General features: G+C 74.5%; 28 protein-coding genes, 1 other RNA gene and 1 pseudogene. 22 read left to right on the forward strand and 8 right to left on the reverse strand.

The window, feature by feature from the left end:
* Together HL189_RS07490 and HL189_RS07495 are read left to right on the forward strand one after the other, a co-directional pair.
* A partial coding sequence (locus HL189_RS07490; protein WP_369133068.1) for an HNH endonuclease signature motif containing protein occupies window positions 1-627 on the forward strand: 627 nt, incomplete at its 5' end.
* 126 nt (window positions 628-753) lie between these two features.
* A complete protein-coding gene (locus HL189_RS07495) occupies window positions 754-1,278 on the forward strand; it encodes a GNAT family N-acetyltransferase (protein ID WP_369133069.1) in 525 nt (174 codons plus the stop codon).
* A gap of 3 nt (window positions 1,279-1,281) precedes the next feature.
* On the opposite strand, the pseudogene HL189_RS07500 reads toward HL189_RS07495, so the two are convergent.
* Window positions 1,282-1,491 (reverse strand): annotated as a pseudogene (locus HL189_RS07500) (WhiB family transcriptional regulator); the annotation flags it as partial.
* A 618-nt stretch (window positions 1,492-2,109) separates the two neighbouring features.
* Here HL189_RS07500 and HL189_RS07505 point away from each other — a divergent pair.
* Genes HL189_RS07505 through HL189_RS07515 form a run of 3 tightly spaced genes read left to right on the forward strand, consistent with a single transcriptional unit; the run spans window position 2,110 to window position 4,901 of the window.
* Complete coding sequence (locus HL189_RS07505) at window positions 2,110-3,021, forward strand: Nif3-like dinuclear metal center hexameric protein (RefSeq protein ID WP_369133070.1); 912 nt, start codon at window positions 2,110-2,112, stop codon at window positions 3,019-3,021.
* 4 nt (window positions 3,022-3,025) lie between these two features.
* Window positions 3,026-3,766, forward strand: a complete 741-nt coding sequence (locus HL189_RS07510; protein ID WP_369133071.1) for a zinc ribbon domain-containing protein — start codon at window positions 3,026-3,028, stop codon at window positions 3,764-3,766.
* 37 nt (window positions 3,767-3,803) lie between these two features.
* Complete coding sequence (locus tag HL189_RS07515; RefSeq protein WP_369133072.1) at window positions 3,804-4,901, forward strand: bifunctional RNase H/acid phosphatase; 1,098 nt, start codon at window positions 3,804-3,806, stop codon at window positions 4,899-4,901.
* A gap of 9 nt (window positions 4,902-4,910) precedes the next feature.
* Here HL189_RS07515 and HL189_RS07520 read toward each other — a convergent pair whose 3' ends face one another.
* The 4 genes from HL189_RS07520 to HL189_RS07535 form a co-directional block, all read right to left on the reverse strand.
* Entirely contained in the window at window positions 4,911-5,657 is a 747-nt protein-coding gene (locus tag HL189_RS07520) for an amino acid ABC transporter ATP-binding protein (RefSeq protein ID WP_369133073.1), read from the reverse strand.
* A complete protein-coding gene (locus tag HL189_RS07525; protein ID WP_369133074.1) occupies window positions 5,654-6,559 on the reverse strand; it encodes an amino acid ABC transporter permease in 906 nt (301 codons plus the stop codon). The genes HL189_RS07520 and HL189_RS07525 overlap by 4 nt, the downstream gene beginning before the upstream one ends.
* Complete coding sequence (locus HL189_RS07530; protein ID WP_369133075.1) at window positions 6,520-7,389, reverse strand: transporter substrate-binding domain-containing protein; 870 nt, start codon at window positions 7,387-7,389, stop codon at window positions 6,520-6,522. The genes HL189_RS07525 and HL189_RS07530 overlap by 40 nt, the downstream gene beginning before the upstream one ends.
* Before the next feature lie 106 nt (window positions 7,390-7,495).
* Window positions 7,496-8,251 (reverse strand): sulfite exporter TauE/SafE family protein, encoded by a 756-nt coding sequence (locus tag HL189_RS07535; RefSeq protein WP_369133076.1) that lies wholly within the window; start codon window positions 8,249-8,251, stop codon window positions 7,496-7,498.
* Window positions 8,252-8,338: 87 nt separating this feature from the next.
* Between HL189_RS07535 and HL189_RS07540 the strand changes: the two genes are divergently transcribed.
* From HL189_RS07540 to rnpB, 3 genes are all read left to right on the forward strand, one after another.
* Window positions 8,339-9,859 carry an MFS transporter gene (locus tag HL189_RS07540; protein WP_369133077.1) on the forward strand — a complete coding sequence of 507 codons (1,521 nt, stop codon included), beginning with the start codon at window positions 8,339-8,341 and terminating at the stop codon, window positions 9,857-9,859.
* Window positions 9,860-9,879: 20 nt separating this feature from the next.
* Window positions 9,880-10,599 carry a PIG-L deacetylase family protein gene (locus HL189_RS07545; protein ID WP_369133078.1) on the forward strand — a complete coding sequence of 240 codons (720 nt, stop codon included), beginning with the start codon at window positions 9,880-9,882 and terminating at the stop codon, window positions 10,597-10,599.
* 30 nt (window positions 10,600-10,629) lie between these two features.
* An RNA gene (rnpB, locus tag HL189_RS07550) (RNase P RNA component class A) lies at window positions 10,630-11,030 on the forward strand.
* A gap of 62 nt (window positions 11,031-11,092) precedes the next feature.
* Here rnpB and HL189_RS07555 read toward each other — a convergent pair.
* Window positions 11,093-11,488, reverse strand: a complete 396-nt coding sequence (locus HL189_RS07555) for a RidA family protein (RefSeq protein WP_369133079.1) — start codon at window positions 11,486-11,488, stop codon at window positions 11,093-11,095.
* A 134-nt stretch (window positions 11,489-11,622) separates the two neighbouring features.
* Here HL189_RS07555 and HL189_RS07560 point away from each other — a divergent pair, with 134 nt between their 5' ends.
* From HL189_RS07560 to HL189_RS07570, 3 genes are all read left to right on the forward strand, one after another.
* A complete protein-coding gene (locus HL189_RS07560; protein WP_369133080.1) occupies window positions 11,623-12,597 on the forward strand; it encodes a helix-turn-helix transcriptional regulator in 975 nt (324 codons plus the stop codon).
* A complete protein-coding gene (locus HL189_RS07565) occupies window positions 12,531-12,890 on the forward strand; it encodes a response regulator transcription factor (protein ID WP_369133081.1) in 360 nt (119 codons plus the stop codon). The genes HL189_RS07560 and HL189_RS07565 overlap by 67 nt, the downstream gene beginning before the upstream one ends.
* A gap of 282 nt (window positions 12,891-13,172) precedes the next feature.
* On the forward strand, window positions 13,173-14,528 hold the full coding sequence (locus tag HL189_RS07570) for a dicarboxylate/amino acid:cation symporter (protein ID WP_369133082.1): 1,356 nt from the start codon (window positions 13,173-13,175) through the stop codon (window positions 14,526-14,528).
* 63 nt (window positions 14,529-14,591) lie between these two features.
* On the opposite strand, the gene HL189_RS07575 is transcribed toward HL189_RS07570, so the two are convergent.
* Entirely contained in the window at window positions 14,592-16,844 is a 2,253-nt protein-coding gene (locus tag HL189_RS07575) for a putative bifunctional diguanylate cyclase/phosphodiesterase (protein ID WP_369133083.1), read from the reverse strand.
* Between the two features lie 99 nt (window positions 16,845-16,943).
* On the opposite strand from HL189_RS07575, the gene HL189_RS07580 reads away from it, so the two are divergent.
* The 10 genes from HL189_RS07580 (at window position 16,944) to HL189_RS07625 (ending at window position 25,046) form a co-directional block, all read left to right on the forward strand.
* Window positions 16,944-17,348: a YkvA family protein gene (locus HL189_RS07580; protein ID WP_369133084.1), complete on the forward strand. Its 405-nt coding sequence runs from the start codon at window positions 16,944-16,946 to the stop codon at window positions 17,346-17,348.
* A gap of 52 nt (window positions 17,349-17,400) precedes the next feature.
* Window positions 17,401-18,066 (forward strand): A24 family peptidase, encoded by a 666-nt coding sequence (locus tag HL189_RS07585; protein WP_369133085.1) that lies wholly within the window; start codon window positions 17,401-17,403, stop codon window positions 18,064-18,066.
* Window positions 18,067-18,241: 175 nt separating this feature from the next.
* The gene (locus HL189_RS07590; protein ID WP_369133086.1) at window positions 18,242-18,460 is read left to right on the forward strand and encodes a Flp family type IVb pilin; all 219 of its coding nucleotides are present in this window, start codon (window positions 18,242-18,244) and stop codon (window positions 18,458-18,460) included.
* An 88-nt stretch (window positions 18,461-18,548) separates the two neighbouring features.
* On the forward strand, window positions 18,549-18,938 hold the full coding sequence (locus HL189_RS07595) for a TadE/TadG family type IV pilus assembly protein (protein ID WP_369133087.1): 390 nt from the start codon (window positions 18,549-18,551) through the stop codon (window positions 18,936-18,938).
* Entirely contained in the window at window positions 18,926-19,867 is a 942-nt protein-coding gene (locus tag HL189_RS07600; protein WP_369133088.1) for a pilus assembly protein TadG-related protein, read from the forward strand. The genes HL189_RS07595 and HL189_RS07600 overlap by 13 nt, the downstream gene beginning before the upstream one ends.
* A gap of 11 nt (window positions 19,868-19,878) precedes the next feature.
* Window positions 19,879-20,625: a Flp pilus assembly protein CpaB gene (locus HL189_RS07605; RefSeq protein ID WP_369133089.1), complete on the forward strand. Its 747-nt coding sequence runs from the start codon at window positions 19,879-19,881 to the stop codon at window positions 20,623-20,625.
* Window positions 20,622-21,812, forward strand: coding sequence for a CpaE family protein (locus HL189_RS07610; protein WP_369133090.1), 1,191 nt, complete (start codon window positions 20,622-20,624; stop codon window positions 21,810-21,812). Before HL189_RS07605 ends, HL189_RS07610 begins: the two co-directional genes overlap by 4 nt.
* Window positions 21,812-23,218 (forward strand): CpaF family protein, encoded by a 1,407-nt coding sequence (locus tag HL189_RS07615; protein WP_369133091.1) that lies wholly within the window; start codon window positions 21,812-21,814, stop codon window positions 23,216-23,218. The genes HL189_RS07610 and HL189_RS07615 overlap by 1 nt, the downstream gene beginning before the upstream one ends.
* Complete coding sequence (locus HL189_RS07620) at window positions 23,218-24,159, forward strand: type II secretion system F family protein (RefSeq protein ID WP_369133092.1); 942 nt, start codon at window positions 23,218-23,220, stop codon at window positions 24,157-24,159. Before HL189_RS07615 ends, HL189_RS07620 begins: the two co-directional genes overlap by 1 nt.
* A complete protein-coding gene (locus HL189_RS07625; protein ID WP_369133093.1) occupies window positions 24,159-25,046 on the forward strand; it encodes a type II secretion system F family protein in 888 nt (295 codons plus the stop codon). The genes HL189_RS07620 and HL189_RS07625 overlap by 1 nt, the downstream gene beginning before the upstream one ends.
* Before the next feature lie 42 nt (window positions 25,047-25,088).
* On the opposite strand, the gene HL189_RS07630 is transcribed toward HL189_RS07625, so the two are convergent.
* Window positions 25,089-25,433, reverse strand: a complete 345-nt coding sequence (locus HL189_RS07630; protein ID WP_369133094.1) for a hypothetical protein — start codon at window positions 25,431-25,433, stop codon at window positions 25,089-25,091.
* A gap of 169 nt (window positions 25,434-25,602) precedes the next feature.
* On the opposite strand from HL189_RS07630, the gene HL189_RS07635 reads away from it, so the two are divergent.
* Window positions 25,603-26,730 (forward strand): Vms1/Ankzf1 family peptidyl-tRNA hydrolase, encoded by a 1,128-nt coding sequence (locus HL189_RS07635; RefSeq protein WP_369133095.1) that lies wholly within the window; start codon window positions 25,603-25,605, stop codon window positions 26,728-26,730.
* Window positions 26,731-26,735: the final 5 nt, after the last annotated feature.

Here is a 26,735-nt window from a genome sequence, read left to right on the forward strand (position 1 = left end):
GAGGGCGGCAGCAGCGCCCCGGGTGAGCTGGGTGGGCTGCCGATCACCGCCGCCCACCTGCGCGACCTGCTGGCCCGGGTCGGCGCGCTGGGCCTGACCGCCCCCGAGGGCGGCACGCTGCGCTACGCGGTCACCGGCCCGGACGGGCAGCTGCTCGCCACCCTCACCCCCGCCGAGCTCACCCGGCTGGCCCGCCGCGGCTGCCGGGCACACCCCGACAGCGAGTGCGGCTGCCGCGTGGCCGGCCCACCTCCGCCGACCGACGCCTACACCCCCACCGACCGGCAGCGGGCGTTCGTGACCAGCCGGGACCGGCGCTGCCGGTTCCCCAACTGCGGGCAGCGGGTCGGCTGGGCCGACCTGGACCACGTGACCGCCCACGCCTGCGGCGGCCCGACGGACTGCACCAACCTGTGCTGCCTGTGCCGCTCCCATCACCGGCTGAAGACATTCGCCCCCGGCTGGCAGTTCCGGATGGACCCCGACGGGACCCTGCACGTCACCACCCCCTCCGGGGTCACCCGCACCACCCGGCCACCAGGTCTGCTGGCCCGACCATCCGAGCCCGCATCGCCGCCGGCCGAACCAGGACCGGCGGAGCCCGCCGACGCCCGGCCGCCCTTCTGACGCAGCTTCGACGGAGCGACAGGGCGACGAGTGGTCTCGTCGGCATGAATCTGAGTCGGCATGGATCTGAGTCGGCATGCCGACGAGTCGACAAGTCCTCATGCAGACACGGGGGAGGAGGTGGCCATGGGGATCGACGAGGTGCCGGCGGTCCGGGTCGCCGACGCGGACGACCTCGCCCAGCTGGCCGCGGTCGAGGCGGTGGCCGATGAGCTGTTCCGGCCGCTCGGCATCGTCGACCTGCCTCCGCCGGCGAGTGCAGCGGAGCGGGCGCGGGCCTGGCGGGTGCTGGTGGCCGGGCGGCCGGTGCAGGGCTTCGCCGTCCTGGAGCTCGTCGACGGCGCCGTTCACCTCGAGCAGTTGTCCGTGCACCCCGCGGCCGGCCGGCGGGGGATCGGGGGAGCGCTGCTGGCCGCCGTCGTCACGGCGGCCCGGGAGTCGGGCGCGGACAGGGTCACCCTGCTGACTTACGCCGACGTCCCGTGGAACGCCCCGTTCTACGCCCGGCACGGCTGGCGCGTGAGCACCCGGCTGACGCCGGGACTGCGCGCGCTGCGGGCCCGCGAGGTGGAGCTGGGGCTGGACCGGCACGGCGAGCGCGTCGCCATGGTGCGTCCGGTCGCACCCGGGGACGGTCCGCCCCCGGGGTAGTCGTCAGGCGGCGCGACGACGCAGCCGGCGACGCTCCCGCTCGGAGAGCCCGCCCCAGATGCCGAAGCGCTCGTCGTTGGCCAGCGCGTACTCCAGGCACTCGGCCCGGACCTCGCACCCGGTGCACACCTTCTTCGCCTCGCGGGTGGATCCGCCCTTCTCCGGGAAGAACGCCTCGGGGTCGGTCTCGGCGCACAGCGCCCGCTCGCGCCAGGTCTGCTCGCCGGCCTCCGGGTCGCCGTAGCCGGCACCGGCGAGGCCGGAGAAGCCGGTGGCGCCGTACCCGGCCTCAGCGAAGCCGGCATCGAACGCGGCCCCGGCGGAGCGCACCCCGAGCACGTCCTGCTCGTACGCCGCAGGCGTGGCCGCCACGGCAGCGGCGCGGTACTCGTCGAGCCACGAGATCTCAGCCATCACGAATCGTCCCCCTGCGTCTTCGATCCGGCCGCCGCTCGAACGGTTGCCGTGCCGTCACCCGCCGTGACGACGAGGGAATTACAAGGGTGGGGTTCCGACCGGGTCAAATGTCCGCGACGTTACGTGGAGTCCCACCGGTCCCAGCCGTCCCGCGTGCTCCTGCCGTACCCGGACACGCCGCCCTGGGTGGCAGCTTCTGCCGTCGATCGGCGAACTGCTTCGTCCAGATCGACTTCGGCTCCGGAGGCCTCTTGGCGGCTCCTGACGACGCCGAGCGGGCCGTCCAGAGATCATCGGCGGCCTCGGGCGCCGGGCGGACGTGACCTGGGTCTCGATCGAGGGGGTCCGGACGGGTGGACGGCCCGTCCACCGGCCGCCACCCGACGGCCCGACTGCTCACCTACAGTCCGGACCGTGGCACCGCCGATGCACCCGGGATCGACGACGGCCCCGCCCCCACCGCTCGCCGAGGTGGTCACCGCCCTGGAGGCGCGCTACGACCCCGCGCTCGCCGAGGGCTGGGACGCCGTCGGCCTCGTGTGCGGCGACCCGGCGGCGACCGTGCGCTCGGTGCTGTTCGCCGTCGACCCCACCGCGGCCGTCGTCGGCGAGGCCATCGCCGCGGAGGTCGACCTCCTCGTCACCCACCACCCCCTGCTGCTCACGCCCGTGCACGGAGTTCCGGCCACCGATCCCAAGGGCCGCCTGGTCCACCGCCTCATCCGCGCGGGCACCGGTCTGTTCGTCGCGCACACGAACGCCGACCGGGCGGCCGGCCACGGGGTCAGCGACGCGCTGGCCGCGGCTCTCGGCCTGGTCGACACCGCGCCGCTGGAGCCCGTCGCCCCGGGCGCCGGCCTGGGGCGGGTCGGGAGGCTGCCGGAGGCCGTCAGCCTGCGCGAGTTCAGCGAGCGCGTGGCCGCCGCGCTCCCCGGCACCCCGGGGGGCGTGCGGGTCGCCGGCGATCCCGGCCGGCTCGTCCGGACCGTCGCGGTCTGCGGCGGCAGCGGCGGATCGCTGCTCCCGACGGCGGCGTCGGCGGGTGCCGACGTCCTCGTGACCAGCGATCTCAAGCACCACCTGGTCTCCGAGGCGCTCGAGGAGCCCGGCCCCGCGCTGTGCGACGTGGCTCACTACGCGAGCGAGTGGCCCTGGCTGCCGGTGGCCGCGGACCTGCTCCGCGACGATCTCGGGAACCGGGTCCGGGTGACCGTCTCCGCCGAGCGCACCGACCCCTGGGCATGGCAGGTCCCTGGCCGCGACGCGAGCGGGCCCGACGTACCGCCCCCGGCCGGCCGAGCCGGGCCGGCGGCCCCGGTAGGTTGAGCCGGTGCAGGCCGACCACTTCGAGCAGCAGAAGCTGCTGGCCCTCGCCGCCGAGGACGTCGCTCTCGCGCAGCTGGCCCACCGCAAGCGCACGCTCCCCGAGCTGGCCGCCGTCCAGGCCGCCCAGGAGGCGCAGCGCACGCTCGCCGACGACGTCGTGCGCGCCGAGACGGAGGTGCGCGACCTCGACCGCGAGCAGAAGCGGCTGGAGGGCGACGTCGACACGGTCACCCAGCGCGCCGCCCGGGACCAGTCGCGGATCGACTCCGGGTCCGCGACGCCCAAGGAGATCACCGGGCTGCAGCACGAGCTCGAGTCGCTCAAGCGGCGCCAGTCGGACCTGGAGGACCAGGTGCTCGAGCTGATGGAGCGCCGGGAGGCCGCCGACGCCGCGCTCGCCGCCGCGCAGGAGGGGCTCGCCGCGGCCACGGCCGAGGAGGAGCGGGCCACCCAGCTCCGCGACGACGCGCTGGCCCAGATCGCCGACCAGACGAAGGTCCACCAGGCCAAGCGCGACGAGATCGCCGCCTCGGTGACGCCTCCGCTGCTGGTGCTGTACGACCGGATCGCCAAGCAGACCGGCGGCACCGGCGCTGCGCACCTGCACGCCCGGCGCTGCGAGGGCTGCCGGATCGAGCTGTACGGCACCGAGCTGTCCGCCGCGCGCAACACCGACCCGCACACCGTGATCCGCTGCGAGAACTGCGGCCGGATCCTGGTGCGCACGGCGGACTCCGGCCTGTGAGGGCACTAGTGGCCACTCCTGCCCTCGGGGGCGAGGCGTGAGCCGCAGGCTCATCGTCGAGGCGGACGGCGGGTCGCGGGGCAATCCCGGCCCCGCGGGCTACGGCGCCCTCGTCCGCGACGCGGAGACCGGGCGGCTGCTCGCCGAGCGGGCCGAGTCCGTGGGGCGGGCGACCAACAACGTCGCCGAGTACGGCGGCCTGGTCGCCGGGCTGCAGGCAGCTCTCGACCTCGACCCCACCGCCGCCGTCGAGGTGCGGATGGACTCCAAGCTCGTCGTCGAGCAGATGTCGGGTCGCTGGAAGATCAAGCACCCGGACATGCAGAAGCTCGCCGTCCAGGCCCGGGACCTCGCCCGGCAGCTCGGCTCCGTGCGCTACACCTGGGTGCCCCGCGCGCAGAACGGCGCCGCCGACGCGCTGGCCAACAGCGCGATGGATGGCAAGCCGGTGCGCCGGGACGTCGCCGCCGAGCCGGTGGTGGTCGAGGACGACGTCCAGCCCACCGCCGCGCCGGCCCCCGTGGTCGCGACGGTCACCCACCTGCTGCGGCACGGGCGCACCGAGCACACGCCCGAGCGTCGTTACAGCGGCAGCAGCGACCTGCCGTTGTCGCAGCTCGGGCGGGCGGACGCCGAGGCGGCGGCCCGGCACCTGGCCAGCCGGGGCATCGACGTCATCGTCAGCTCCCCGCTGCAACGCACCCGGCAGACCGCCGAGGCCGCCGCGGCGGTGCTCGGTGTGCCGGTCGAGGTCGACGCCGACCTGCGCGAGCTCGACTTCGGTGCCTGGGAGGGGCTGACCGCCGACGAGGCGCGGCAGAAGAGCCCGCTGGCGTTCCGCCGGTGGTCCGGCGCGACCGACGTCCGCCCGCCCGGCGGTGAGTCGGTCGCCGACGTGTCCGCCCGGGTCGCCCGGGCCCGCGACCGGGTCCTCCAGCGGCACGCGGGGAAGACCGTCCTGGTGGTCAGCCACGTCACCCCGATCAAGCTGCTGCTCGCGGCCGGGCTCGGGGTGGGCGACGAGATCGTGCACCGCATCTTCCTGGAGGCGGCGTCGCTGTCGACGGTCACCTGGTCCTCGGACGGGCGTGCCTCGGTCCGGCTGGTCAACGACACCAGCCACCTGGGGGCGTAGCGACCCCGGTCACAGCCGGCCGGCGTCGATGACCCGGGACAGGAACTTCCGGGTGCGGGGGTGCCGGGGTTCACCGAGCAGCTGCGCGGGCGGGCCGGACTCCAGCAGGACGCCGCCGTCCAGGAAGGCGACCGTGTCGGCCACCTGGCGGGCGAACCCCATCTCGTGGGTCGCCATCAGGATCGTCATCCCCCCGGCGGCGACCTCGCGGACCACGGCCAGCACCTCGCCGACCAGCTCGGGGTCCAGCGCGCTGGTGATCTCGTCGAGCAGCAGCACCCGGGGGTGGACGGCGAGCGCCCGGACGATCGCCACCCGCTGCTGCTGGCCGCCGGAGAGCCGGTCGGGGTACTCGCCGGCCTTGTCGGCCAGCCCCACCCGGGACAGCAGCGCGTGCGCCTCGTCCCGGGCCTCGGCCGGCGGGCGGCCGTGCACCACCGTGGGCGCGAGGACGACGTTGTCCAGCACCGACAGGTGCGGGAACAGGTTGTAGGCCTGGAAGACCACGCCCATCCGGCGGCGGACCCGATCGGCGTCCACCCGGGGGTCGGTGACGTCCTCCCCGTCGAGCAGGACCTGCCCGTCGTCGACCGTCTCCAGCAGGCTCGCGCAGCGCAGCAGGGTCGACTTGCCCGAGCCCGAGGCGCCGATCAGCGCCACCACCCGGTGCTCCTCCACCGCGAGGTCGATCCCGCGGAGCACCACGTGGCTGCCGAAGGCCTTCACGATCCCGCGGAGCTCCAGCACCGCCTTCACAGCAACGAACCGGCCTGCTGGCGGCTTCGGGCGCGGGCGGTCACCGCGTCGGCCAGCCGGGCGGAGGGGACGGCGAGCGCCACGAACAGCAGGCCGGCGACCACGTAGGGGGTGAAGTTGAACGTCTGCCCGACCACGATCTGCGCCGAGCGGACCGCGTCGATCGCGCCCAGCACCGAGATCAGCCCGACGTCCTTCTGCAGCGCGACGAAGTCGTTCAGCAGCGCTGGGGTGACCGTGCGCAGCGCCTGGGGCAGCACGACGATCCGCATGGTCTGCCGGTGGGTGAGCCCTAGGGACCGCGCCGCGGCCCGCTGGCTGGGGTGCACCGACTCGATGCCGGCCCGGAAGACCTCGGCGACGTAGGCGGAGTAGACCAGCACGATCGCCGTCGTCCCCAGCACGAACGGCGACGTCGGGACCCCCTGCAGGCCCAGCGCCGGGAAGCCGAACCCGACCAGGTACAGCACGATGATCAGCGGCATGCCGCGGAACAGGTCGACGTAGACCGTCGCCACGATCCGCAGCGGCGCGAGCGCCGGCCCGCGCAGCGTGCGCACCGAGGCGACCAGCAGGCCGGTGACCAGGACGAGCGCGCCACCGACGACCAGCACCTGCAGGTTCAGCCACAGGCCACGCAGGATCTCGGGCAAGGCGTCGACCGCCACCGACCAGGAGAAGAAGGTCGCCCGCACCCGCGGCCACCCCGGCGCGCGGGTCACCGCCAGGTACGCGGCGACCGCGAACAGCAGGGTGGACAGCAGGGCGACCAGGGTCGACCGCCGGGCCCGGCTCCGGCGCCAGGCGCGGCGGGACAGCTCCAGCTCGCTGGGCGCCCACCCGGCGCCCGCGGTCCCGGCGGTCAGCTGAGCACGGGCGCGTCGGCGACGTCGGACAGCCACTGCTGCTCGAGCTCGCCGAGCGTGCCGTCCTCGCGCAGCGCGTCGACGGCCTCGCTGACGCAGTCGGTCAGCGGGCTGTCCTTCTCCAGCAGCAGCCCGAACTCGTCGCCGGAGTCGCCCGAGGGCTCGAGCTGGCCGACGATCACGCCGTCGTCCAGCTCGGCGGCGGTGATGTAGAAGGCCGTGGGCAGGTCGACGACGATGGCGTCCACCTGGCCGTTCTGCAGGGCGAGCTTGGCGTCGTCGTTGGTGTTGAACACGACCGGGTCGCTGTCCGGGGCGATGATGCCGGTCAGCACGTCGAGGCTGGTGGTCGCCACCTGGGCCCCCAGTCGCAGGCCGCGCAGGTCGGCGAGGCCGGTCGCGCCGTCGGCAGGTGAGCCCGCGGTGGTGATCACCGCCTGGGCGACCCGGTAGTACGGCGAGGAGAAGTCGACCGCCTGCTCCCGCTCCGGGGTGATCGAGAACTGGTTGATGTCGAAGTCGAAGGGCCGCTCGCCGGGCTGGATGGCGGCGTTGAACGGCACCCGGGTCCAGGTCACGTCGTCCTTGCCGTAGCCCAGCTGGTCGGCGACGGCGTAGGCGACCGCCGACTCGAAGCCCTGCCCGTTCTCCGGGGTGTCGTCGACCATCCACGGCTCGTAGACGGGCTGGTCGGTGGCGATGGTGAGCGTGCCCGGTTCCAGGGTCGGCAGGGCCTCCGGTGTGCACGCCCCGGACGCCGCCGGTCCGGAGGCGGCGCTCGCGCCCGTCGAGTCGTCCGCCGGGGCGCAGGCGCTCGCGGCCAGCGCGGCGGCGGCGAGCACGATCAGTGGGGCCAGTCGGCGCATCGGGGGAGCCCCTTCGCGGCGTGGACGATGGGCGACGGCCGGATCCTAGGGCCAGTCGACGGGCCGACCGCGGGTCAGCCGCACGCCTTTGACGAGCTTGCTCACCTCAGCGGCGGAGGAACAGGTAGACGGCGACCGCGATCCCGAAGACCACGATGAGCACCCGCAGCGGCGTGGTCGGGATGCGGGTGGCCACCTTCGCGCCCAGGAAGCCGCCGACCAGGCTGGCCGGCGCGCAGACCGCGACGTACTCCCACGCCACCGGACCGAAGATGCTGAAGATCACCACCGAGATCGTGGCGGTGGTCACGGAGACGGCGCTCTTCATGGCGTTGGCCAGCTTCAGCCGGTGCAGCCCCACGCCCAGCACCCCGACCAGGATCACCCCGAGCGCCCCGCCGAAGTAGCCGCCGTAGACGGTGGCGAGGAACAGCGCGGCGTACAGCCAGACCGGGTCGCCGTCGACGGCGTCGTCCTCGTGGCCCTTGAGCCGCCGGGTGATCATCGGCTGGAAGGCCAGCAGGATGCTGGCTAGGAACACCAGCACCGGGACGACGGTGTCGAAGGCCGCGCTCGGCGTGGTGAGCAGCAGCACCGACCCGGTCGTCCCGCCCAGCACCGCGACGACCGAGAACCTGATCAGCCGCGACCGCTGGCCGGCGTACTCGCGGCGGAAGCCGAGCACCCCGCCGATGTAACCGGGCCACTGCGCGATCGAGTTGGTGACGTTGGCCGGCACCGTCCCGAGACCCAGGCCGATCAGGGTGGGGAAGAGGATGAGCGACCCCCCGCCGGCGATGGAGTTGATCCCGCCGGCGAGGAGGGCGACCCCGGCGGCGATGAGGAGGTCGACGGCGGACACGAACGGCGAGCCTACGGTGACGCTCCTCGCACCGCCGATCCGAGGCCGAACTGGTTGCGCACTGCACATCGGGGGCATGGGAGGCCGGTGCGCACGTGGCTCCCGCTGGTGGCGATCTGCACCGGCACCTTCATGCTCCTGGTCGACGTCACGATCGTGAACGTCGCGCTGCCCGACATCGCGGCGGACCTCGCGACGACCTCCAGCCAGCTGCAGTGGGTGGTCGACGTGTACGCGCTGGCGCTGGCCGCCCTCGTGCTGGGCGCCGGGTCGCTCGCCGACCTCTACGGCCGCCGGCGGCTGTACCTGGCCGGCCTGGTGCTCTTCGCCGTCGCGTCCCTGGCCTGCGGGCTGGCGCCGAACGCGCCGCTGCTCATCGTCGCCCGCGCGGTGCAGGGGATCGGCGGAGCGGCGATGTTCGCGACCACGACCGCGCTGATCAACAGCACGTACGAGGGGCGGGACCGGGGGACGGCGTTCGGCGTGTGGGGGGCCGTCGTCGGCGCCGCCGCCGCGATCGGGCCGATCCTGGGCGGGGCGCTGACGGAGCTGGACTGGCGGTGGATCTTCTTCGTCAACCTGCCGGTCTGCGTCCTCGCCGTCTGGCTGACCCTCGCCGTGGTGCGGGAGACCCGCCAGCCGGGCGCCCCGCACCCCGACGTCCCCGGCATCGCGCTGTTCACCCTCGGCGCGGGCGGGGTCGTGTTCGGACTGGTCCGCGCCGCGGCCGACGGCTGGGGCCGGCCGGCCGCCTGGGCGCCGATCGCCGGCGGGCTGGTGGTCCTCGCGGCGTGGGTGCTCGTCGAGCGGCGCCGCGCGGCCCCGATGCTCGACGTCGGGCTGTTCCGCTCCCGCTCGTTCAGCGGGATCATGCTCGGCGGTCTGCTGCTCAACGCCGCCGCCTTCTCCTCCAACCTCTACGTCTCGCTGTGGCTGCAGTCGGTGCTGGGGTTGTCCCCGCTGCAGGGCGGGCTGGTGTTCATCCCGCTGTCGCTGCTCAGCTTCGTGGTGGCGGCGCTCGCCGGGCGCGCGCTGCAGACCCGGCCGCCGCGTCTCGTGCTCGGCGCGGGCCTGGTGCTCATCGGCGTCGGCAGCCTGCTCATGGCCCGCCTGGACGGCGGGTCGAGCTGGCCGGTGCTGGTGCCGGGGCTCGCCGTCCTCGGCCTCGGGGTGGGCGCCGCCAACCCCACGCTGGCCTCCGCGGCGCTGGCCGCCGTCCCCCGCGAGCGCAGCGGGATGGCCTCCGGCGCGGTCAACACCGCCCGGCAGCTGGGGTTCGCGCTCGGCGTCGCGGTCCTCGGCAGCGTCTTCACCGCCCGCGCCGGCGCGGTGCTGAGCGGGGCAGCCGTCCCGGACCCGTCGGGCACGGCCTCCGCGCTGAGCGCGGGCCAGGCCGGCGCGGTGATCGGCAGCGCGCCGCCGGAGCAGCGGGCCGCCCTCGCCGACCTGGTGGCCACCGCGTACGCCGACGGGCTGCGCGACGTCTTCCTGGTGTGCGGCGTGGCGGGGATCGTCGGCGGGCTGCTGGTGGTCTGGCTGGTCCGGGCCGCCGCCCCGGCGCAGGAGCACCGCCCGGCCGAGCAGCGGGAGCCTGCCGCCGCGCGGTGAACCGGGGCAGACTGCCCGCCATGCCCTCAGCGCCCTTCCCCGACGACTGGCAGCGCGCGCTCGTCGTCGCCGCCCACCCCGACGACATCGAGTACGGGATCGCCGCGGCCGTCGCGGCCTGGACGGCGGCCGGGAAGGAGGTCCGCTACGTGCTGGCCACCCGCGGCGAGGCCGGCATGGAGGGAGTGGCCCCGGAGACCGCCGGGCCGCTGCGGGAGGACGAGGAACGGCGGTCGGCCGCCGTCGTCGGGGTCACCGAGGTGGAGTTCCTCGACCACCGGGACGGCGTCCTGGTCGCCGGGCCCGACCTGCGCCGCGACCTGGCCGCCGCGATCCGGCGGCACCGCCCGGAGCTGGTCGTCACCGGGTACTTCGGGGCCACGTGGACCCCGCCCGGGGTGTCACCGGCGTACGTGAACTCCGCCGACCACCGGGCGCTCGGCCAGAGCGTGATCGATGCCGTCGCCGACGCGGCGAACGAGTGGATCTTCCCCGACCTGGCCGAGCCGCGGTGGAAGGGCGTGCAGTACATCGCGGTGCAGGACATGTCCGACCCGCCGCACGAGGTGGAGGTCGCCGCGCACGTCGAGGCCGCCGTCCGTTCGCTGAGCGAGCACCGCCGGTACCTCGAGCTGCTGTCGGACGTGCCCGTCGAGGAGCAGGCGCGGCAGGTCATCGACATGTCGACCCTCACCGAGGACGACCGGCGGCGGGTCGGGTTCCGGCTCTACTGGGGGTGAGCCGACGGGTAGGCTCGCCCACGCGACGGACGAGTCGGCTGGGCGGTCGCGTCGGCGGGGGAGACCCCGCCGCCGAGGAACGTCCGGGCTCCACAGGGCAGGGTGGTCGTTAACAGCGACCCGGGGCGACCCGCGGGACAGTGCCACAGAGAACAGACCGCCAGCGGTTCGCCGCTGGTAAGGGTGAAACGGCGGTGTAAGAGACCACCGCGCACCGGGTGACCGGTGCGGCTCGGTAAACCCCACCCGGAGCAAGGTCGAGAGGGACGGCGGGCGACCGCCGTCTGCGCAGGCGTTCGAGGGCTGCCCGCCCGAGCCTGCGGGTGGACCGCTCGAGCCTGCCGGCAACGGCAGGCCTAGATGGATGACCGCCCAACGGGGTGCCGCGAGGTCCCCGGGGACAGAACCCGGCGTACAGGCCGACTCGTCCGTCGCCCACCGCTGACCAGCGCGGCTGCCCCCGGGCGGGCCCGGGGCAGCCGCGCAGGTCGCGTCACGCGACGGCGGTCCCCTCGAGCTCGACCATCAGGTCGGGGATCGCCAGCCGTGCCACCCCGAGCATCGTCGTGGTCGGTGCCACCCCGGCGGCGCCGAGCCGCGCCGCCAGCACGCCGTAGTGCTGGAAGAGCAGGTCGACGTCGGTGGTGTAGACGTTGAGCCGGACGAGGTCCGCGAGGGACATGCCGGCGTCGGCGAGGACGGCCTCCAGGTTGTCGAGGCTCAGCGCCACCTGCGCCGCCATGTCACCGGCGTGCTGGGGCTTGCCGTCCTCGCTCATCGCGGTCTGCCCGGCGCAGTACAGGGTCCGGGTGTGCCCGGAGACGACCTCGCCCTGGTTGTACCCCAGCTCCGTCGACCACGGCCACGGGTTGACTGCCGTCCGCTGCATCGCCACATCTGCTCCGTTCGATCCATCGGGAGTACGTACGTCCATCGGCCCGGTGCCGTGATCATGACGTCGTGGTGATCATCTTCCGGACAAATCACGACATCCTCTGTCGTGTATCCCCGTAGGGTCCGCGGATGCGCGCCGACCGGTTGGTCTCGCTGGTGCTGCTGCTGCGCCAGCGCGGTCGGCTCTCCGCGGACACGCTGGCCCGCGAGCTGGAGGTGTCCACCCGGACCGTGCTGCGGGACATCGAGGCGCTGTCGACGGCCGGCGTCCCGGTCTACGCCGAACGCGGCCGGCACGGCGGGTTCGCGTTGCTGCCCGGCTTCCAGACCGAGCTCACCGGTCTGAGCCACGACGAGGCGCTCGCCCTGCTGATCGCCGGATCGCGGCGGGGCGCCCAGGCGTTCGGCCTCGGATCGGCCCTCGCCTCGGCCATGCTCAAGGTGGCGGACGCGCTGCCCGAGAGCCATCGGGACACCGCGGCCGACGCGATCCAGCGGTTGCTGATCGACCCGGAGACCGACCTCCTCTCGCGCAGGCTGGTCACCGAGGAGGTGCCCGACACCGCGGTGGCCGAGGTCCGGCGCGCGGTGCTCGCCGGGCACAAGCTGCGCATCCAGTACGCGGCCGCGGGCCAGGCCCCGGAGTGGCGAACGGTGGACCCGATCGGCCTGGTCACCGCACGCGGCCAGGGGTACCTGCTGGCCACGAGATCGGGCGCGGACCGCACCTACCGGCTGTCCCGGGTCCTGGCCGCCGAGGAGCTCGCCGAGCCGGCGGAGCGACCCGACCGGGTCGACCTGGGCCGGGCCTGGCAGGAACGCAGCGCGCAGTTCCGGACCGGCGGTGACCAGGTCACCGTGCTGGTACGGGTCGACCCGACGCGGCGGGAGGACGTGGTGGGCACCGCGCTGGCCGTCCGCGCCGAAGAGGTGGATGCCGACGGCCGGCTGCGGTTGGAGGTGACCTTCCAGGATCCGCGCCACGCCGAGTGGGCGCTGTGGCGGCTCGCCGCGAGCGCGGAGGCCCTGGCCCCGCAGTGGTTGCGCGACTCGCTGCGCACCCGTGCCACCGCGATCGCCACCCGCTACGGAGCACCGCCCTGAGTCGAGGGGCGAGCCACCAGCCGTGCGAGGCGGCAGAGCCGGGTGACCGGCACGCGGGCGTTGGCGTAGGGAGAACGCCGGATGTCCCGGTCCTGCTGACCCGCCGGGAGACGCAGGTCCTGGTGCTCATCGCCACAGGGGCGGCGACCAAGCAGGTGGCGTCCATGCTCGGCATCGCACCGAAGACCGCGGCCACGCACATCGAGCGCATCTACGCCAAGATCGCCGTCACCAAACGTGCTGCGGCGACCCGCTTCGCCATCCAGCACGGTCTGGTGGACCCCGTCCGCTGAGGCTCTGTCGGCTCGGGCTCGGCGGCGGCAACGAGCGGAGAGACGCGCCGGCCGCAGAGGCGACGTCGACCTGACGGCCACTGCGTCGTCGGCCGTACCGCCGCGTGAGGTCGGGCACAGGCGGGATGCAACGACCCGGGAGTGGCATTGACCCCTGCGTGCGCGACCTCTGGAACCTCACGCGGCGGCGCGAGGTCGACTTCGGCCGGGTGACGACCGCCGGCTGTTGACGCCGTGCGCGCCGCCGTCCCCTCACCGAAGCCCCTCCCGAAAGGCACCTCCGTGCTCGCACGTCTCCGCCGCGTCCCCTTCGCGGCGCAGGTCCTCGTCGCCCTCGTGCTCGGCCTCCTCCTGGGCCTCGTGGCCCGGGAGATCGGCCCCGTCGGCGACGGCTCACCGAACTGGCTCACCAGCACGCTGCAGACCATCGGCAACACCTTCGTCACGCTGCTGAAGGTCCTCGTCGCGCCGCTGATCGTCACCGCGGTGATCGTCAGCATCGCCAACCTCAAGCAGGTGTCCAACGCCGCCCGGCTCGCCGGGCAGACCCTGCTCTGGTTCGGCATCACCGCGCTGATCGCCGTGTCCATCGGCATCGGCCTCGGCCTGCTCACCGAGCCCGGCCGCAACAGCTCCGTCGACGCCGCGGCCCAGGCCCCGCCGTCGTCCACCGGCTCCTGGTTCGACTTCCTGACCGGCCTGGTGCCGGGCAACATCCTGGGCCTGCAGGCCGCCGCGCACGACGACGGGTCGGTCGGGCTGTCGTTCAACGTGCTGCAGCTCATCGTGCTCGCCGTCGCGATCGGCGTGGCCGCGCTGAAGGTCGGCGAGCCGGCGGAGCCCTTCCTCGCCGTCGTGCGCGCCGCGCTGGCCATCGTGCAGAAGGTCCTCTGGTGGGTCATCCTGCTGGCCCCGATCGGCACGCTCGGCCTGATCGGCAACGCGGTGGCCACCTACGGCTGGGAGTCCCTCGGCTCCCTGGGCGTCTTCGCCGGCGCCGTCTACGCCGGCCTCGCCCTGGTGCTCTTCGTCGTCTACCCGGTCCTGCTGCGGGCGCACGGCCTGTCGCCGCTGCGCTGGTTCGCCGGTGCCTGGCCGGCCATCCAGCTGGCCTTCGTGTCCCGCTCCTCGATCGGCACCCTGCCCGTCACCGAGCGGGTCACCGAGCAGGAGCTCGGCGTGCCGCGCAGCTACGCCTCGTTCGCCGTCCCGCTGGGCGCGACCACGAAGATGGACGGCTGCGCGGCGATCTACCCCGCGCTCGCCGCGATTTTCGTCGCGCAGTTCTTCAACGTGGACCTGTCGATCACCGACTACCTGCTGATCGCCCTGGTGTCCGTCGTCGGCTCCGCCGCGACCGCGGGCGTCACCGGCGCGGTGGTCATGCTGACCCTCACCCTGTCCACGCTGGGCCTGCCGCTGGCCGGGGTCGGTCTGCTGCTGGCGATCGACCCGATCCTCGACATGGGCCGCACCGCGGTCAACGTGGCCGGCCAGGCGCTGGTCCCGACGATCGTGGCCAAGCGCGAGGGCATCCTCGACCTGGAGCGGTTCAACTCCGGTCGTCCGGCCGAGCCGCTGGCCCCGGTCGCGGAGACCGGTGGCGTGGACGCCGACCTGCGGCCGGCGAACGCCTGATCCACCGCACGTCCGGCGGGCCCGGTCCTCCCTGCGGGGGGCCGGGCCCGCCGGCGTCCCGGGTCAGGCCCGCAGCAGCTGCTCCCGCACCGCCAGCCAGCTGACCAGGTCGGCGGCCGGCAGCGGCGGGGAGTGCAGGAAGCCCTGGCTCTCGTCGCAGGACAGCGCCTTCAGGTGCGCCAGCGTCGCCGGGTCCTCGACGCCCTCGGCGACCACCCGCAGCCCGAGCTGGTGGGCCAGGTCGATGGTGCTGCTGACGATCGCCGCCGTCCGCGGGTCGGTGCGCAGGTCCGCGGTGAACGACCGGTCGAGCTTCAGCTCCGCGACCGGCAGCTCCCGCAGGTAGGTCAGCGACGCGTAGCCGGTGCCGAAGTCGTCGATGCTCACGGTCGCGCCCAGCTCGGCCAGCGCGCTGACCACTGCGAGGCTGCGCTCCGGGTCGCTCATCAGCACCGTCTCGGTCACCTCGAGCACCAGCGCCGACGGCGGGACCCCGTGCGCCCGCAGCAGCCCGTCGACCCGCTCCGGGAGGGCGGTGTCCAGCAGGTTGCTGGCCGACAGGTTGACCGAGAGCCGCAGGTCCAGCCCCTGCTGTCGCCACCGCGCCGCCTGGGCGACCGCCTGGGACAGCACCACGTCGGTGACCGCGCCCATCAGCCCGTGCACCTCGGCGAGCGGCACGAACTCCGCCGGGCTCAGCAGCCCGCGGGTGGGGTGCTGCCACCGGACCAGGGCCTCCGCGCCGACGGTGCGGCCGGTCCCGACGTCCACCTGCGGCTGGTGGTGCAGCACCAGCTGACCGTCGGCGATCGCCGTGCGCAGCTCCTCGACCAGCGCGAGGTGCCCGCTGTTGTCCGCATGCCGGGTGGCGTCGTGGACGACGGCGCCGCTGCCGGAGCGCTTCGCGTCGTACAGCGCGGTGTCCGCGTGGCGGAGCAGCTCCGTCGAGCACGACTCGGCGGCGTGCCCGCGACCGTCGTGCCGGGCGACGCCGACGCTGATCCGGACGTGCAGGGTCAACCCGCCGACGTCGAACGGCTCGGACATCCACTGGCACAGGTCCGCGCCCAGCCGGTCCGTGAGGAGGTCGCGCTGACCGGGGGTCGCGGCCGGGACGACGATGGCGAACTCGTCGCCGCCCAGCCGGCCCACCACGGCGTCGGGCCCGAGCACCGACTCCAGCCGGCGTCCGACCAGGCGCAGCAGGTCGTCGCCGGCCGCGTGGCCGAGGCCGTCGTTGACCTCCTTGAACTTGTCCAGGTCGAGCAGCGCGAACACGAACGGCTGGCCCTGGCCGCACAGCCGCCGGACCCGGCGCAGCACCGCCCGGCGGTTGGCCAGTCCGGTCAGGTCGTCGGTGAGCGCCTCCCGTCGGCTGACCGCGAGCTCGCTCAGGTCCTGGACGTTGAACAGCAGCCGCAGGCTCGCCGCGGCGGCCGCGATCCCGGCGCACCACGTGCCCGCGACCGCGCCGGGCCCGCCGAGCGCGCCGAGGGTCAGCACGGCGGTGCTCGCCATGACGACGACGAACGCGCCGACCGTGGTCGCCGAGGGATCGGTCGGGTGGGGGGTCACCGGGGCCGGGCGGAGGACGGCGGCCAGGCACGTGCACAGCACCATGAGCGCCGAGGCGGTCCAGCCGACGTGCGCGCCCCCGGTGCCCGCGGTCAGCGCCGCCGCGACCAGGTCGGCGGCGAAGCAGCCCAGCAGCAGCCAGCTGCGGGGATCGCGGCGCAGCCCGGCGATCGTGGTCACCGTCGCCACCGTGCCCAGGACGACGAACGCGGTGCCCAGCTGGAGCAGCCGCGGCAGGTCCAGCCACAGCGGGCCGGTCCCGGCGGCGCCGCCGGCGTACGCCAGCACGGTGTCGGTCACCGCGACGACCCCGAGCACGGCGGCCAGGCCGTTGACCGAGTCGTTCGGGTCGGCGATCTGCGTCCTGGTCCGGTTCCACAGGACCAGGGGTCCGTAGACGGCGGGGAAGGCCGCGATCGAGGCCCACACCAGCGGGGACAGGACGAGGTCGCGGGCCGCTCCGGTGCCGTGCAGCACCAGACCGGTGGCGGCGGCCCCGGCGTGCAGGGCGGCGGCCAGCTCCAGCCCGCGCCACAGCCGGCGCTCGGCGTCGACCCGCTGCGCCCGCCAGTGCACGACCCGCCAGAGCGCGGCGAACACCCCGACGGTGAGCAGCAGGTGCGCGGTGTCCGACCCGGACGAGACGCCGACGGCGGGCGTGGCGACGACGAGCACGACGACGGCCGCCAGCGTGCGGCGCGGCGCACCGGGCAGCACCCGGGTGCCCGGACCAGTCGTCATGTCCGGGACATCGGCAGGTGGCGGACGGCGGTGGAGCGGTCCCGGCACGGTTCACCCGATGGGCGGACGGTTCCCTCCGAGGGCGGGCACGATGGGCGGATGCGCACGTGGCTGACGGCGGTGGCGGTCGGTGCCGCCGTCGTCGTCCTGGGCTGGGCGTTGCTCGTCCTGCTGGCCCGGCGGCTGCCCCCGGGGACGCCGCGGGAGCTGGCGCGCTTCCTGCCCGCCTGCCTCACCACGGTGCGCCGGCTGCGACGGCACCCCGCCGTCCCGCGCCGGGCCAAGGTGGCGCTGGCCGTCGCCGGGCTCTGGGTGCTCTCCCCGGTCGACCTGATCCCGGAGTTCCTGCCGGTGATCGGGCCCCTGGACGACGTCGTGGTGGTGGCGCTGGCGCTGCGCTACGCCGCCCGCCGGGTGCCCCGGGACGTCCTCCTGGGGGCGTGGCCGGGGGACCGCCGCATCATCGAGCGCCTGCTCGGCCCCGCGCCCGCCTCGGCGGGGTGAGACGGCGGCTCGACGAGCCGGCCCGCGGCCGCGATCGTGTCAGGGTGCCGGGGTGCCCCTGCTCCTCGTGCCGGCCGCGGCCGCCCTCGGACTGGCCGTCGGCGTGCTGGTGAACCGGGTGGCGGGACGCTTCCCCTGGCCGGCGCCGGTCCGGCTGGGCGACCTCCTCCGGCCGGGCGTCGTCGTGCTGCCGCGGCCCGCCCTGGAGCTGACGACGGCCGCCGTCTTCGTCCTGGTGGTCCTGCGCTTCGGTGCGTCCGCGGAGCTGCCGGCGTTCCTGGTGCTGGCGACGGCAGCGGTCCTGCTCGCCGTCGTCGACGCCCGCCACCGGCTGCTGCCCGACCGGGTGGTGCTGCCGGCACTGGCGGCCGGGGCGGTCCTCCTCACCCTCGCCGCTGCGGCGACAGGGGAGTGGACGGCGCTGCTCCGCGCCCTGCTGGGCGCCGCCGCGATGTTCGCGGGCTTCCTGGTGCTCGCGGTGCTCTCGCCGAGCGGGCTCGGCATGGGCGACGTCAAGCTGGCCGCGGTCCTGGGCCTGCACCTCGGGTGGCTGGGCTGGGACGCGGTCCTGGTCGGAGCGGTGGCCGGCTTCGTCGTGCAGGCCGGAGGGGCCTTGGTGCTGCTCGCGCTGCGGCGCGTCCGCCGGGACAGCGACCTGCCCTTCGGCCCGGCGATGCTGGTGGGTGCAGCCGTCGCCGTGGCGCTGACGGGGAGCTGATCGCAACACTGTGTGATCGAGTCATCACTCATGGCACTCCGATGGTGGAACGCGGTGCCACGGTCGGGTGGTGTCGCTCAGGTCCGGCCGACGACCACCCGATGGTTCCGGTGCAGCCGCACGGCCGGGTCGACCGACCCGGGTCCAGCCGGCGAACACCACTCGGGAGCCCATCGTGACTCAGCTCTACACCAGCCTGTACACCCTGGTCGCCGTCACCTCCGACCGCCTCAAGCGTGAGCAGAGGGGTGCCACCGCGGTCGAGTACGGCCTGATGGTCGGCCTGATCGCCGTCGCCATCATCGTCACGGTCGGCCTGCTCGGCGGCCGCCTCAACGGCCTGTTCACGCAGATCCTCAACGCCCTGCCGGGCGGCGCCCCGGCCGGCGGCTGACCTGCACGACAGACGCCAGTCGCGGCTGCCCGGCGCGGCGGTCCCCCCGCGGGACCGCCGCGCCGCTGCACGACGGGAGGGGGAGCAGATGGCACGACCGCTGAGCGGCGAGCGCGGAGCGAGCGCCGTCGAGTTCGCATTGATCGTGCCGCTGCTGATCGTGCTCGTGCTCGGCATCGCCGAGTTCGGCCACGCCTTCCAGGTGCAGGGCACCCTGTCGGCCGCCGCCCGGGAGGGCGTGCGCGTCATGGCGCTGCAGAACGACCCGGCCGCGGCTCGCGTCGCGGTGCAGAACGCCGCGTCGTCGCTCCGGCCGGCCGTCACGAACGCCCAGGTCCTCATCCCGGTGACCTGCCCGGCCAGCGGTGGTCCGACCAACGTCCGGGTGACCATCGACTACCGGATGCCCTACCTGACCGGCTTCTTCGGTGCAGGTGTCCAACTCAGCGGAACGGGGGTCATGCGATGCAACGGCTGACCCGTCGGGTCCGCGGCGAACGCGGCGCGGCCGCGGTGGTGCTGTCCCTGTTGATGGTGCCGATGCTGGGCTTCGCCGCCATCGCCGTCGACGTCGGCGCGCTCTACGCCGAGCGGGCGCGGCTGCAGGTCGCCGCCGATGCCGCTGCCCTGGCCGTCGCGCAGGACTGCGCACGCGGGGCGTGCGGTGACATGGTGGCCACCGCCTCGGCGATGGTCGCGGCCAACGACGCAGGTGCCAGCGCCGCCCCGCCCGTGCTCCAGACCGATCCGCTGAGGGTCACGGTGGACGGCAGCACACCGGTGCAGCACTTCTTCGCCCCTGTCATCGGGTACGACTCCAGCGCGGTGTCGGCCTCGGCGACCGTGGCCTGGGGCGCTCCCGGCGCCGGCACGGCAGTCCTCCCGCTGACCTTCTCCTGGTGCGCGTTCTCGCAGCAGGTCGGCGGGCTGTCCAGGACGACGCCGGCCACGGTGCTGTTCACCAAGACGGACGGGACCGGCTGCACCGGACCCTCCGGCAACGCCGTCCCCGGCGGTTTCGCCTACCTCGACACCGACCCGGGCAGGTGCCAGGCGACCAGCGCGCGCAACCAGCTCGTGCCGTCCTCGACGGGCAACTCCGTCCCCTCGCCCTGCTCCGGTGCCGACTTCTCGGCCTGGCTGGGGAAGGTCGTCCTGCTGCCGCTGTTCGACGACGCCGGCGGGACGGGGGACAACGCCTGGTACCACGTCTCCGGGTACGCGGCCTTCAAGCTCACCGGCTACCACCTCGGCAGCAGCCACTTCCGCACCAGCCCCGAGCCGTGCACGGGCAACGCCCGCTGCGTCGCCGGCTACTTCGTGCGCTACGTCGACCTCTCCGAGCGGTTCACCTACACCGCCGACGCCCCCGACACCGGGGCCTCGATCCTCCGACTGATCCGATAGGGGCTGCGACCGTGAGACGTCGACTCCTCGCCGCCGCGGCGGCGCTGGTCCTGGCCCTGGTGGGCGGGGTGGTCCTGCTGGCCTACGCCCACGGGGCCGACGCGCGGGCCATGGCCGGCATGGACACCGTGCAGGTGCTGGTGGTGGACCAGCCCGTGGCCGCCGGCACCCGCGCGGAAGACCTGTCCTCCCTCGTGCGCACCGAGCAGTTGCCCGCGAAGGCCGCGGTGGCCGGCCGGGTCACCGACCTGGCCGCGCTCGCCGGGGAGGTGACGACGGTCGACCTGCAGCCCGGTGAGCAACTGCTGGGCAGCCGCTTCGCCGCCCCGGAGAGCCTGCAGGCGCCCGGCACGGTCGCCGTCCCCGCGGGGGCCGAGGAGGTCAGCGTGCTGCTCGAACCGCAGCGGGCGGTCGGCGGTCGGCTCGTCGCCGGCGACCGGGTGGGCGTGTTCGTCTCCCTCGAGGAGGGCGCGACCACGCACGCCGTGCTGCACGGGGTGCTCGTCACCCAGGTGCAGGGGGCGCCGGTGCCGGCCGGCAGCGCGTCGGACGGCGGTACCGACACCGCCTCCGCAGGCACCGCGGCGCCCAGCGCCAGCCTGATGGTCACCCTCGCGCTCACCGCCGAGCAGGCCGAGGGCGTCGTGTTCGGCGCCGAGCACGGCAGCGTCTGGCTCTCGCTGGAGCCGGCGACGGCCGACCTGGACGAGACCGAGGTCATCACCCCGGACAACGTGTACGGAAAGGACTTCTCATGACCAGCGTGGTCCTGGCCGCCGCGGGCGACGACCTCCGCCAGCGGGTGCACACCGCCGCCGACGGTGACCTGCACGTGCTGCCCGCCGGCCGGCTGCCGGGCGACCCGGCACGGCTGTTCGAGCAGCTCCTGGACGGCGAGCTCCCCGAGGTCCTGGTCATCGGGCCCGACGCCCCGACCGAGCAGGTGCTGACCCTGGCCGCCCGGCTGGACGTCCAGTGCCCCGGCATCAGCGTCCTGCTGGTCGCCCGGCCCGATCCCCAGCTCCTGCAGGCGGCCATGCGCGCCGGCATCCGGGACCTGCTGGACCCCGCCTCGGACGCCGCCGAGATCCGGGCCGCCCTCGAGCGGGCCACCCGGGCGGCCGCGGGTCGCCGGCGGGTCCTGCGCCCGGTGGAGGACACCGCCCGCTACACCGGGCGGGTCATCACCGTGGCCTCACCCAAGGGCGGGGTCGGCAAGACCACCATCGCCACCAACCTGGCCATCGGGCTGACCTCCTCGGCGCCGCAGTCGACCGTGCTCGTCGACCTCGACGTGCAGTTCGGCGACGTCGCGTCCGCGCTCGGGCTGGTGCCGGAGTACACGCTGCCCGACGCCGTCCGCGGGCCGGCCAGCCAGGACACCATGGTGCTCAAGACGTTCCTGACCCAGCACCCCAGCGGCCTCTACGCCGTGTGCGGCTCGGAGTCGCCGGCCGCCGGGGACTCGGTGACGGGGGAGGACGTCGGCCGGCTGCTCGCCCTGCTGGCGCGGGAGTTCCGCTACGTCGTCGTGGACACCGCGCCGGGGCTCTCCGAGCAGACCCTCGCCGCCCTGGACCGGGCCAGCGACGTCGTGATGCTCAGCAGCATGGACGTCCCCGGCGTCCGCGGGCTGCGCAAGGAGCTGGACGTGCTGCGCGAGCTGTGCATGATCCCCGCGGGCCGGCACGTGGTCATGAACTTCGCCGACCCCAAGGGCGGCCTGTCGGTGCGCGACGTCGAGACGACGATCGGCATCGGTGTCGACGTCGTCCTGCCGCGCTCGGCGGCGGTCCCGGCATCGACCAACCAGGGTGTCCCGCTGCTCGAGAGCGGCCGCCGGGACCCGATGACCAAGGAGCTGCGCCGGCTGGTCGCGCGCTTCGCCGCGACGCCGCTGGTCAGCCCCAAGCGCCCGCGCGCCCGGCACCGGGCGGCCTCCTGATGAACCTCGCGCACCGACTCGAGGTGGCCCGCGGGCTGCCGCCGGTGCCCCCGGTGGGCGTTCCGGCGCCGGTGGCACCCGGGCCTGCCGGACCCGTCGGCCCGCCGCCGACCGATGCGCTGGCCAAGCTCAAGGACCGCGTCGGCAAGGCGCTGTTCGAGCGCATGGGCAGCCGGATGAACGACCCCAGCCTGACCCAGGACGCGCTCCGGGCGATCGTCCTGGGGGAGCTCGACGAGGTCGTCGAGGCGGAGAAGGTGCCGCTGAGCGCCGAGGAGCGGCAGCGGCTGACCGCCGAGCTGGCCGACGACGTGCTCGGGTTCGGGCCGCTGCAGCGGCTCCTCGACGACCCGACGGTCACCGAGATCATGGCCAACGGGCCGGAGGCCATCTACGTGGAGCAGCACGGCAAGCTGACCCGCACCGCCTCCAGGTTCACCTCGGAGGAGCACCTGCGCCGGGTCATCGACCGGATCGTCTCCCGGGTCGGCCGCCGCATCGACGAGTCCTCCCCGCTGGTCGACGCACGGCTGGCCGACGGTTCCCGGGTCAACGCGATCATCCCGCCACTGGCCTTCAGCGGCTCCACGCTCACGATCCGCAAGTTCGCCAAGGACCCCTTCGGCGTCGAGGACCTGATCGGCTTCGGCACGCTGTCGCCGGAGATGGCCGAGCTGCTGCACGCCTGCGTCGAGGCGCGGCTCAACGTCATCGTGTCCGGCGGCACCGGCACCGGGAAGACCACGCTGCTGAACGTGCTCTCGTCCTTCATCCCCGAGGGCGAGCGCATCGTCACCATCGAGGACGCCGTCGAGCTCCAGCTCCAGCAGGAGCACGTGGTCCGGCTCGAGTCCCGGCCGCCCAACATCGAGGGCAAGGGCGCGGTCACCATCCGCGACCTGGTGCGGAACTCGCTGCGCATGCGGCCGGACCGGATCGTGGTCGGCGAGTGCCGCGGCGGCGAGAGCCTCGACATGCTGCAGGCGATGAACACCGGTCACGACGGGTCGCTGTCCACGGTGCACGCCAACTCCCCGCGGGACGCGATCGCCCGGCTGGAGACGCTGGTCCTCATGGCCGGCATGGACCTGCCGCTGCGCGCCATCCGCGAGCAGATCGCCTCCGCCGTGGACGTGATCGTCCAGCTGACCCGGCTGCGCGACGGCACCCGCCGGGTCACCCACGTCACCGAGGTGCAGGGCATGGAGGGGGAGACGGTGACCCTGCAGGACGCCTTCCTCTTCGACTACTCCGCCGGCGTGGACGCCGCCGGCCGGTTCCTGGGCAAGCCGGTGCCCACCGGCGTCCGGCCCAGGTTCACCGACCGGTTCGCCGAGCTGGGGGTCACCCTCTCGCCGCGGGTGTTCGGCGCCGCGGAGCCGCCCCGGGCGCGGAGCTGGTCCTGATGTCCCCGGTCCTGCTGGTCGGGGGCCTGGCCGCCGCGACGGCCGCGCTGCTGCTCCTCGCGCTCGCGGTGCTGCCGGCCGGTCCGTCCCGGGTGCCGCTGAGCCGGCTGGACCCCTCGGTCGCGCCGCCGGCGTCCGCGCTGGCCGGGGCGGGCGCGACCGCCGGGGCGGCGGTCGAGCGGCTGCTGGTCAAGCGGGGCAGGGTCGCGGCGGGTACCGCGGCGCTGGAACGGGCCGGCATCTCCACGAGCCTCTCGGACTTCGTGCTGCTCACCGGTCTGGCCGCCCTGGGCATGGCCGCGCTCGGCGTGCTGCTGGGCGGTGTCCTCCTCGCCCTGCTGCTCGGTCTTCTCACGCCGATCGGCGCCCGGCTGCTGATCCGGGTCCGCAGCGCGCGGCGCCGAGCCGCCTTCGCCGACCAGCTCGACGACTCCCTGCAGCTCATGGCCAGCAGCCTGCGGGCCGGCCACAGCCTGCTGCGCGCCCTGGACTCGGTGGCGCAGGAGGCGGCGTCCCCCACGGCCGAGGAGTTCACCCGGATCGTCAACGAGACCCGGGTCGGCCGCGACCTCGCCGACGCGCTGGACGAGGTGGCCGCGCGGATGGGCAGCGACGACTTCACCTGGATCGCCCAGGCCATCGCCATCCACCGCGAGGTGGGCGGCAACCTCGCCGAGGTGCTAGACACGGTCGGCCACACGATCCGGGAGCGCAACGCCATCCGCCGCCAGGTCAAGGCCCTGTCAGCGGAGGGGAAGCTGTCGGCGGTCGTGCTGATGGCGCTGCCGTTCGGGGTGCTCGGCTTCCTCTCGGTGGCCAACCCCGCCTACCTGGGGAAGTTCACCCAGAGCCCGGCCGGCTGGGGGATGCTCGTGGCCGTCGTGGTGATGCTGACCGTCGGCGGGCTGTGGCTCAAGAAGACCGTGGCGATCCGGTTCTGATGAGCCTGCCGCCCCTCGTGCTCGCTGCCGCCGGCGCCGTCGCCCTCGCGGTCCCCCTGCTGGGCTGGGCGGTGCTCGCCCGCCCCGACCCGGTCGCCCGGCAGAGCCGGGACAACCTCGTCCGCGGGATCCACCTCCCCGGCGCCGGGGGGACGCGGGCCCGGCCCGGCGCACCGGCCCGCCTGGTCCGGTCGCTCACCCCGCGCGGCACCGTCGCGCGGCTGGACCGGCTGGCCGGTACGGCCGGCCGACCGGCCGCCTGGCCGGTGCCGCGGCTGGTCGCCGCGAAGCTGGTGCTGGCCGCGGTCGCCGGCGGGCTCAGCCTGCTGGTGTTCCTGGCCGACCCCCGACCGGTCATGGGGCTGCTGGGCACCGTGGTCACCGCCGTCGCCTACGTCGTGCCCGAGCTGCTGCTGTACAGCCGCGGCCAGGAGCGCCGGCAGGCCATCGGCCTCGAGCTCGCCGACACGCTGGACCAAATGACCATCGCCGTCGAGGCCGGCCTCGGCTTCGAGTCGGCCATGGCCCGGGCCGCGGCCAACGGCAGGGGGCCACTGGCCGAGGAGCTCACCCGGACCCTGCAGGACATCGCGGTCGGTCAGCCCCGCCGGGACGCCTACCTGTCGTTGGCCGAGCGGACGGCGGTCCCGGACCTGGCCCGGTTCATCCGGGCGGTGGTCCAGGCCGACGCCTACGGGGTGTCGATCGCCGACGTGCTGCGCACGCAGGCCCAGGAGATGCGGCTCAAGCGCCGTCAGCGGGCGGAGGAGAAGGCGATGCAGATCCCGGTGAAGGTGATCTTCCCGCTGATCCTGTGCATCCTCCCCACCCTGTTCATCGTGCTGCTCGGGCCCGCCGCCCTGGACATGGCGAAGGCCTTCGGCTGACCCCTGGGGCAGAAGTGGCCACTCCTGCCCCAGGGGTGCGCGTCAGCCGGTGGAGCGCGGCTGGGCCGGGTTCGTCGGGTCGCCGTGCGACGGCGGGTTCACCGGCGGCCCGGAGGTCGCCTCCGAGACCGGGGAACCGCCGGACGCGGCCGCGGCGTGCTCGGGCTGCGCGGCAGCCGGGTCGCCGCCGGACGGCTGGGCACCCGACTGCAGCGCGCCCAGCCGGTGGTTCATCGCCTGGACCACCTGCACCCGGTTGGCGTGCGACTGCTCGTAGCCGAGGACCTGCTGCAGCTGATCGGCGTCGAGCGTGCGGATGCGGGTGAGCAGGCTGCCGACGGGCAGGTGGTCGTAGTCGGGCAACGGGAGGTCGGTGCGTTCGGTCATCCCGGCTCCTTCGTGCGTCGCGCGAACGTGTCGGCAGACCGGCTACCCGGCCTCGGTGACCTGACACACCGCGTGTGAGGCGAGGGGCGGTGGGTAGGCGCTGGCGCAGAGCGAGCGGGCCCTGACGCAGGGGCCGGCCGACCACACACACAGAGGAGCTGCCCGTCCCATGGACGTGACCTTCCTGGCGTCGGTGACCGACCACGCAGGCCCGTTCGCCACCGTGTGTGCCGACGTCACGCACATCACCGAGAACGCCGACGCCGAGCTGGACCTGCGGGTCCGCGCCCTCGCCGACCAGCTCACCGAGCAGGGGGCTCCCGAGGCCGTGGTCGAGGCGGTCCGCGGGCGGCTGCTGGAGGGGAACGAGGGCGGCGAGGCGGGCACCTACCGCGGTCGCGCCGTCGTCGCCGGGCCGGACGGCACCGTGCTCTTCGACGCTCCGCTGGCCGCCGCGCCGCGGACCGAGACCGCTGAGTGGTCGCCGCTGCCCGACCTGGTCACCGTGCTGCGCGCGCTGCCCGGCCGGATCCCGCACATCGTGGTCGTCGCCGACCGGGTCGGCGCGGACATCACCGTGGCCACCGCCCCCGGGCTGCCCACGCTGGAGAAGACCATCGAGGGCGAGACCCACCTGATGCGCAAGGTCCAGGTCGGCGGCTGGGCCCACCACCGGTACCAGCACACCGCGGAGAACGTCTGGATCTCCAACGTCCAGCAGGTCGTCGACGAGATCGACACCCTGGTCGAGGAGTCCGGTGCTCGCTTCGTCCTCGTCGCCGGCGACATCCGCGCCCGGCAGATCTTCACCGACCGGGCCACCCCGAAGATCCAGGACGTGCTGGTCGACATGGACGAGGGCGGCCGCGCCGAGGGCGCCGACCGCTCGGTCATCGACCAGCGGGTGGAGGAGCTCGTCGCCGAGAACGACGCGGCCGAGCAGGCCCGGGTGCTCGAGCAGGTCGAGGCCGCCACCGCCCACGGCCTGGCGCTCACCGGGACGGCGCCGGTGGTCGAGGCGCTGCGCAAGGCCCAGGTGGAGACGCTGGTGCTCGCCGATGAGCCCGGCGACGAGCAGCTGTACATCGGCACCGGCCCGCTGGAGATCGGCCTGAGCCAGGAGGACATGGCCGCGCTCGGGGTCACCGACGCCGCGCAGGTGCCGGCCGACCGGGCGCTGCTGCGTGCCGCCGTCGGCAGCAACGCAGGGGTCGTCGTCGTCCCGCGGTCGGCGCTGCCGGACGGGGCCCCGGTGGCCGCCGTCCTGCGCTACACCGACGACTCCACCCCCAGCTGACGCGA

Origin of the sequence: Modestobacter sp. I12A-02662, assembly GCF_041028325.1 — a bacterium.
Lineage (GTDB): Bacteria > Actinomycetota > Actinomycetes > Mycobacteriales > Geodermatophilaceae > Modestobacter.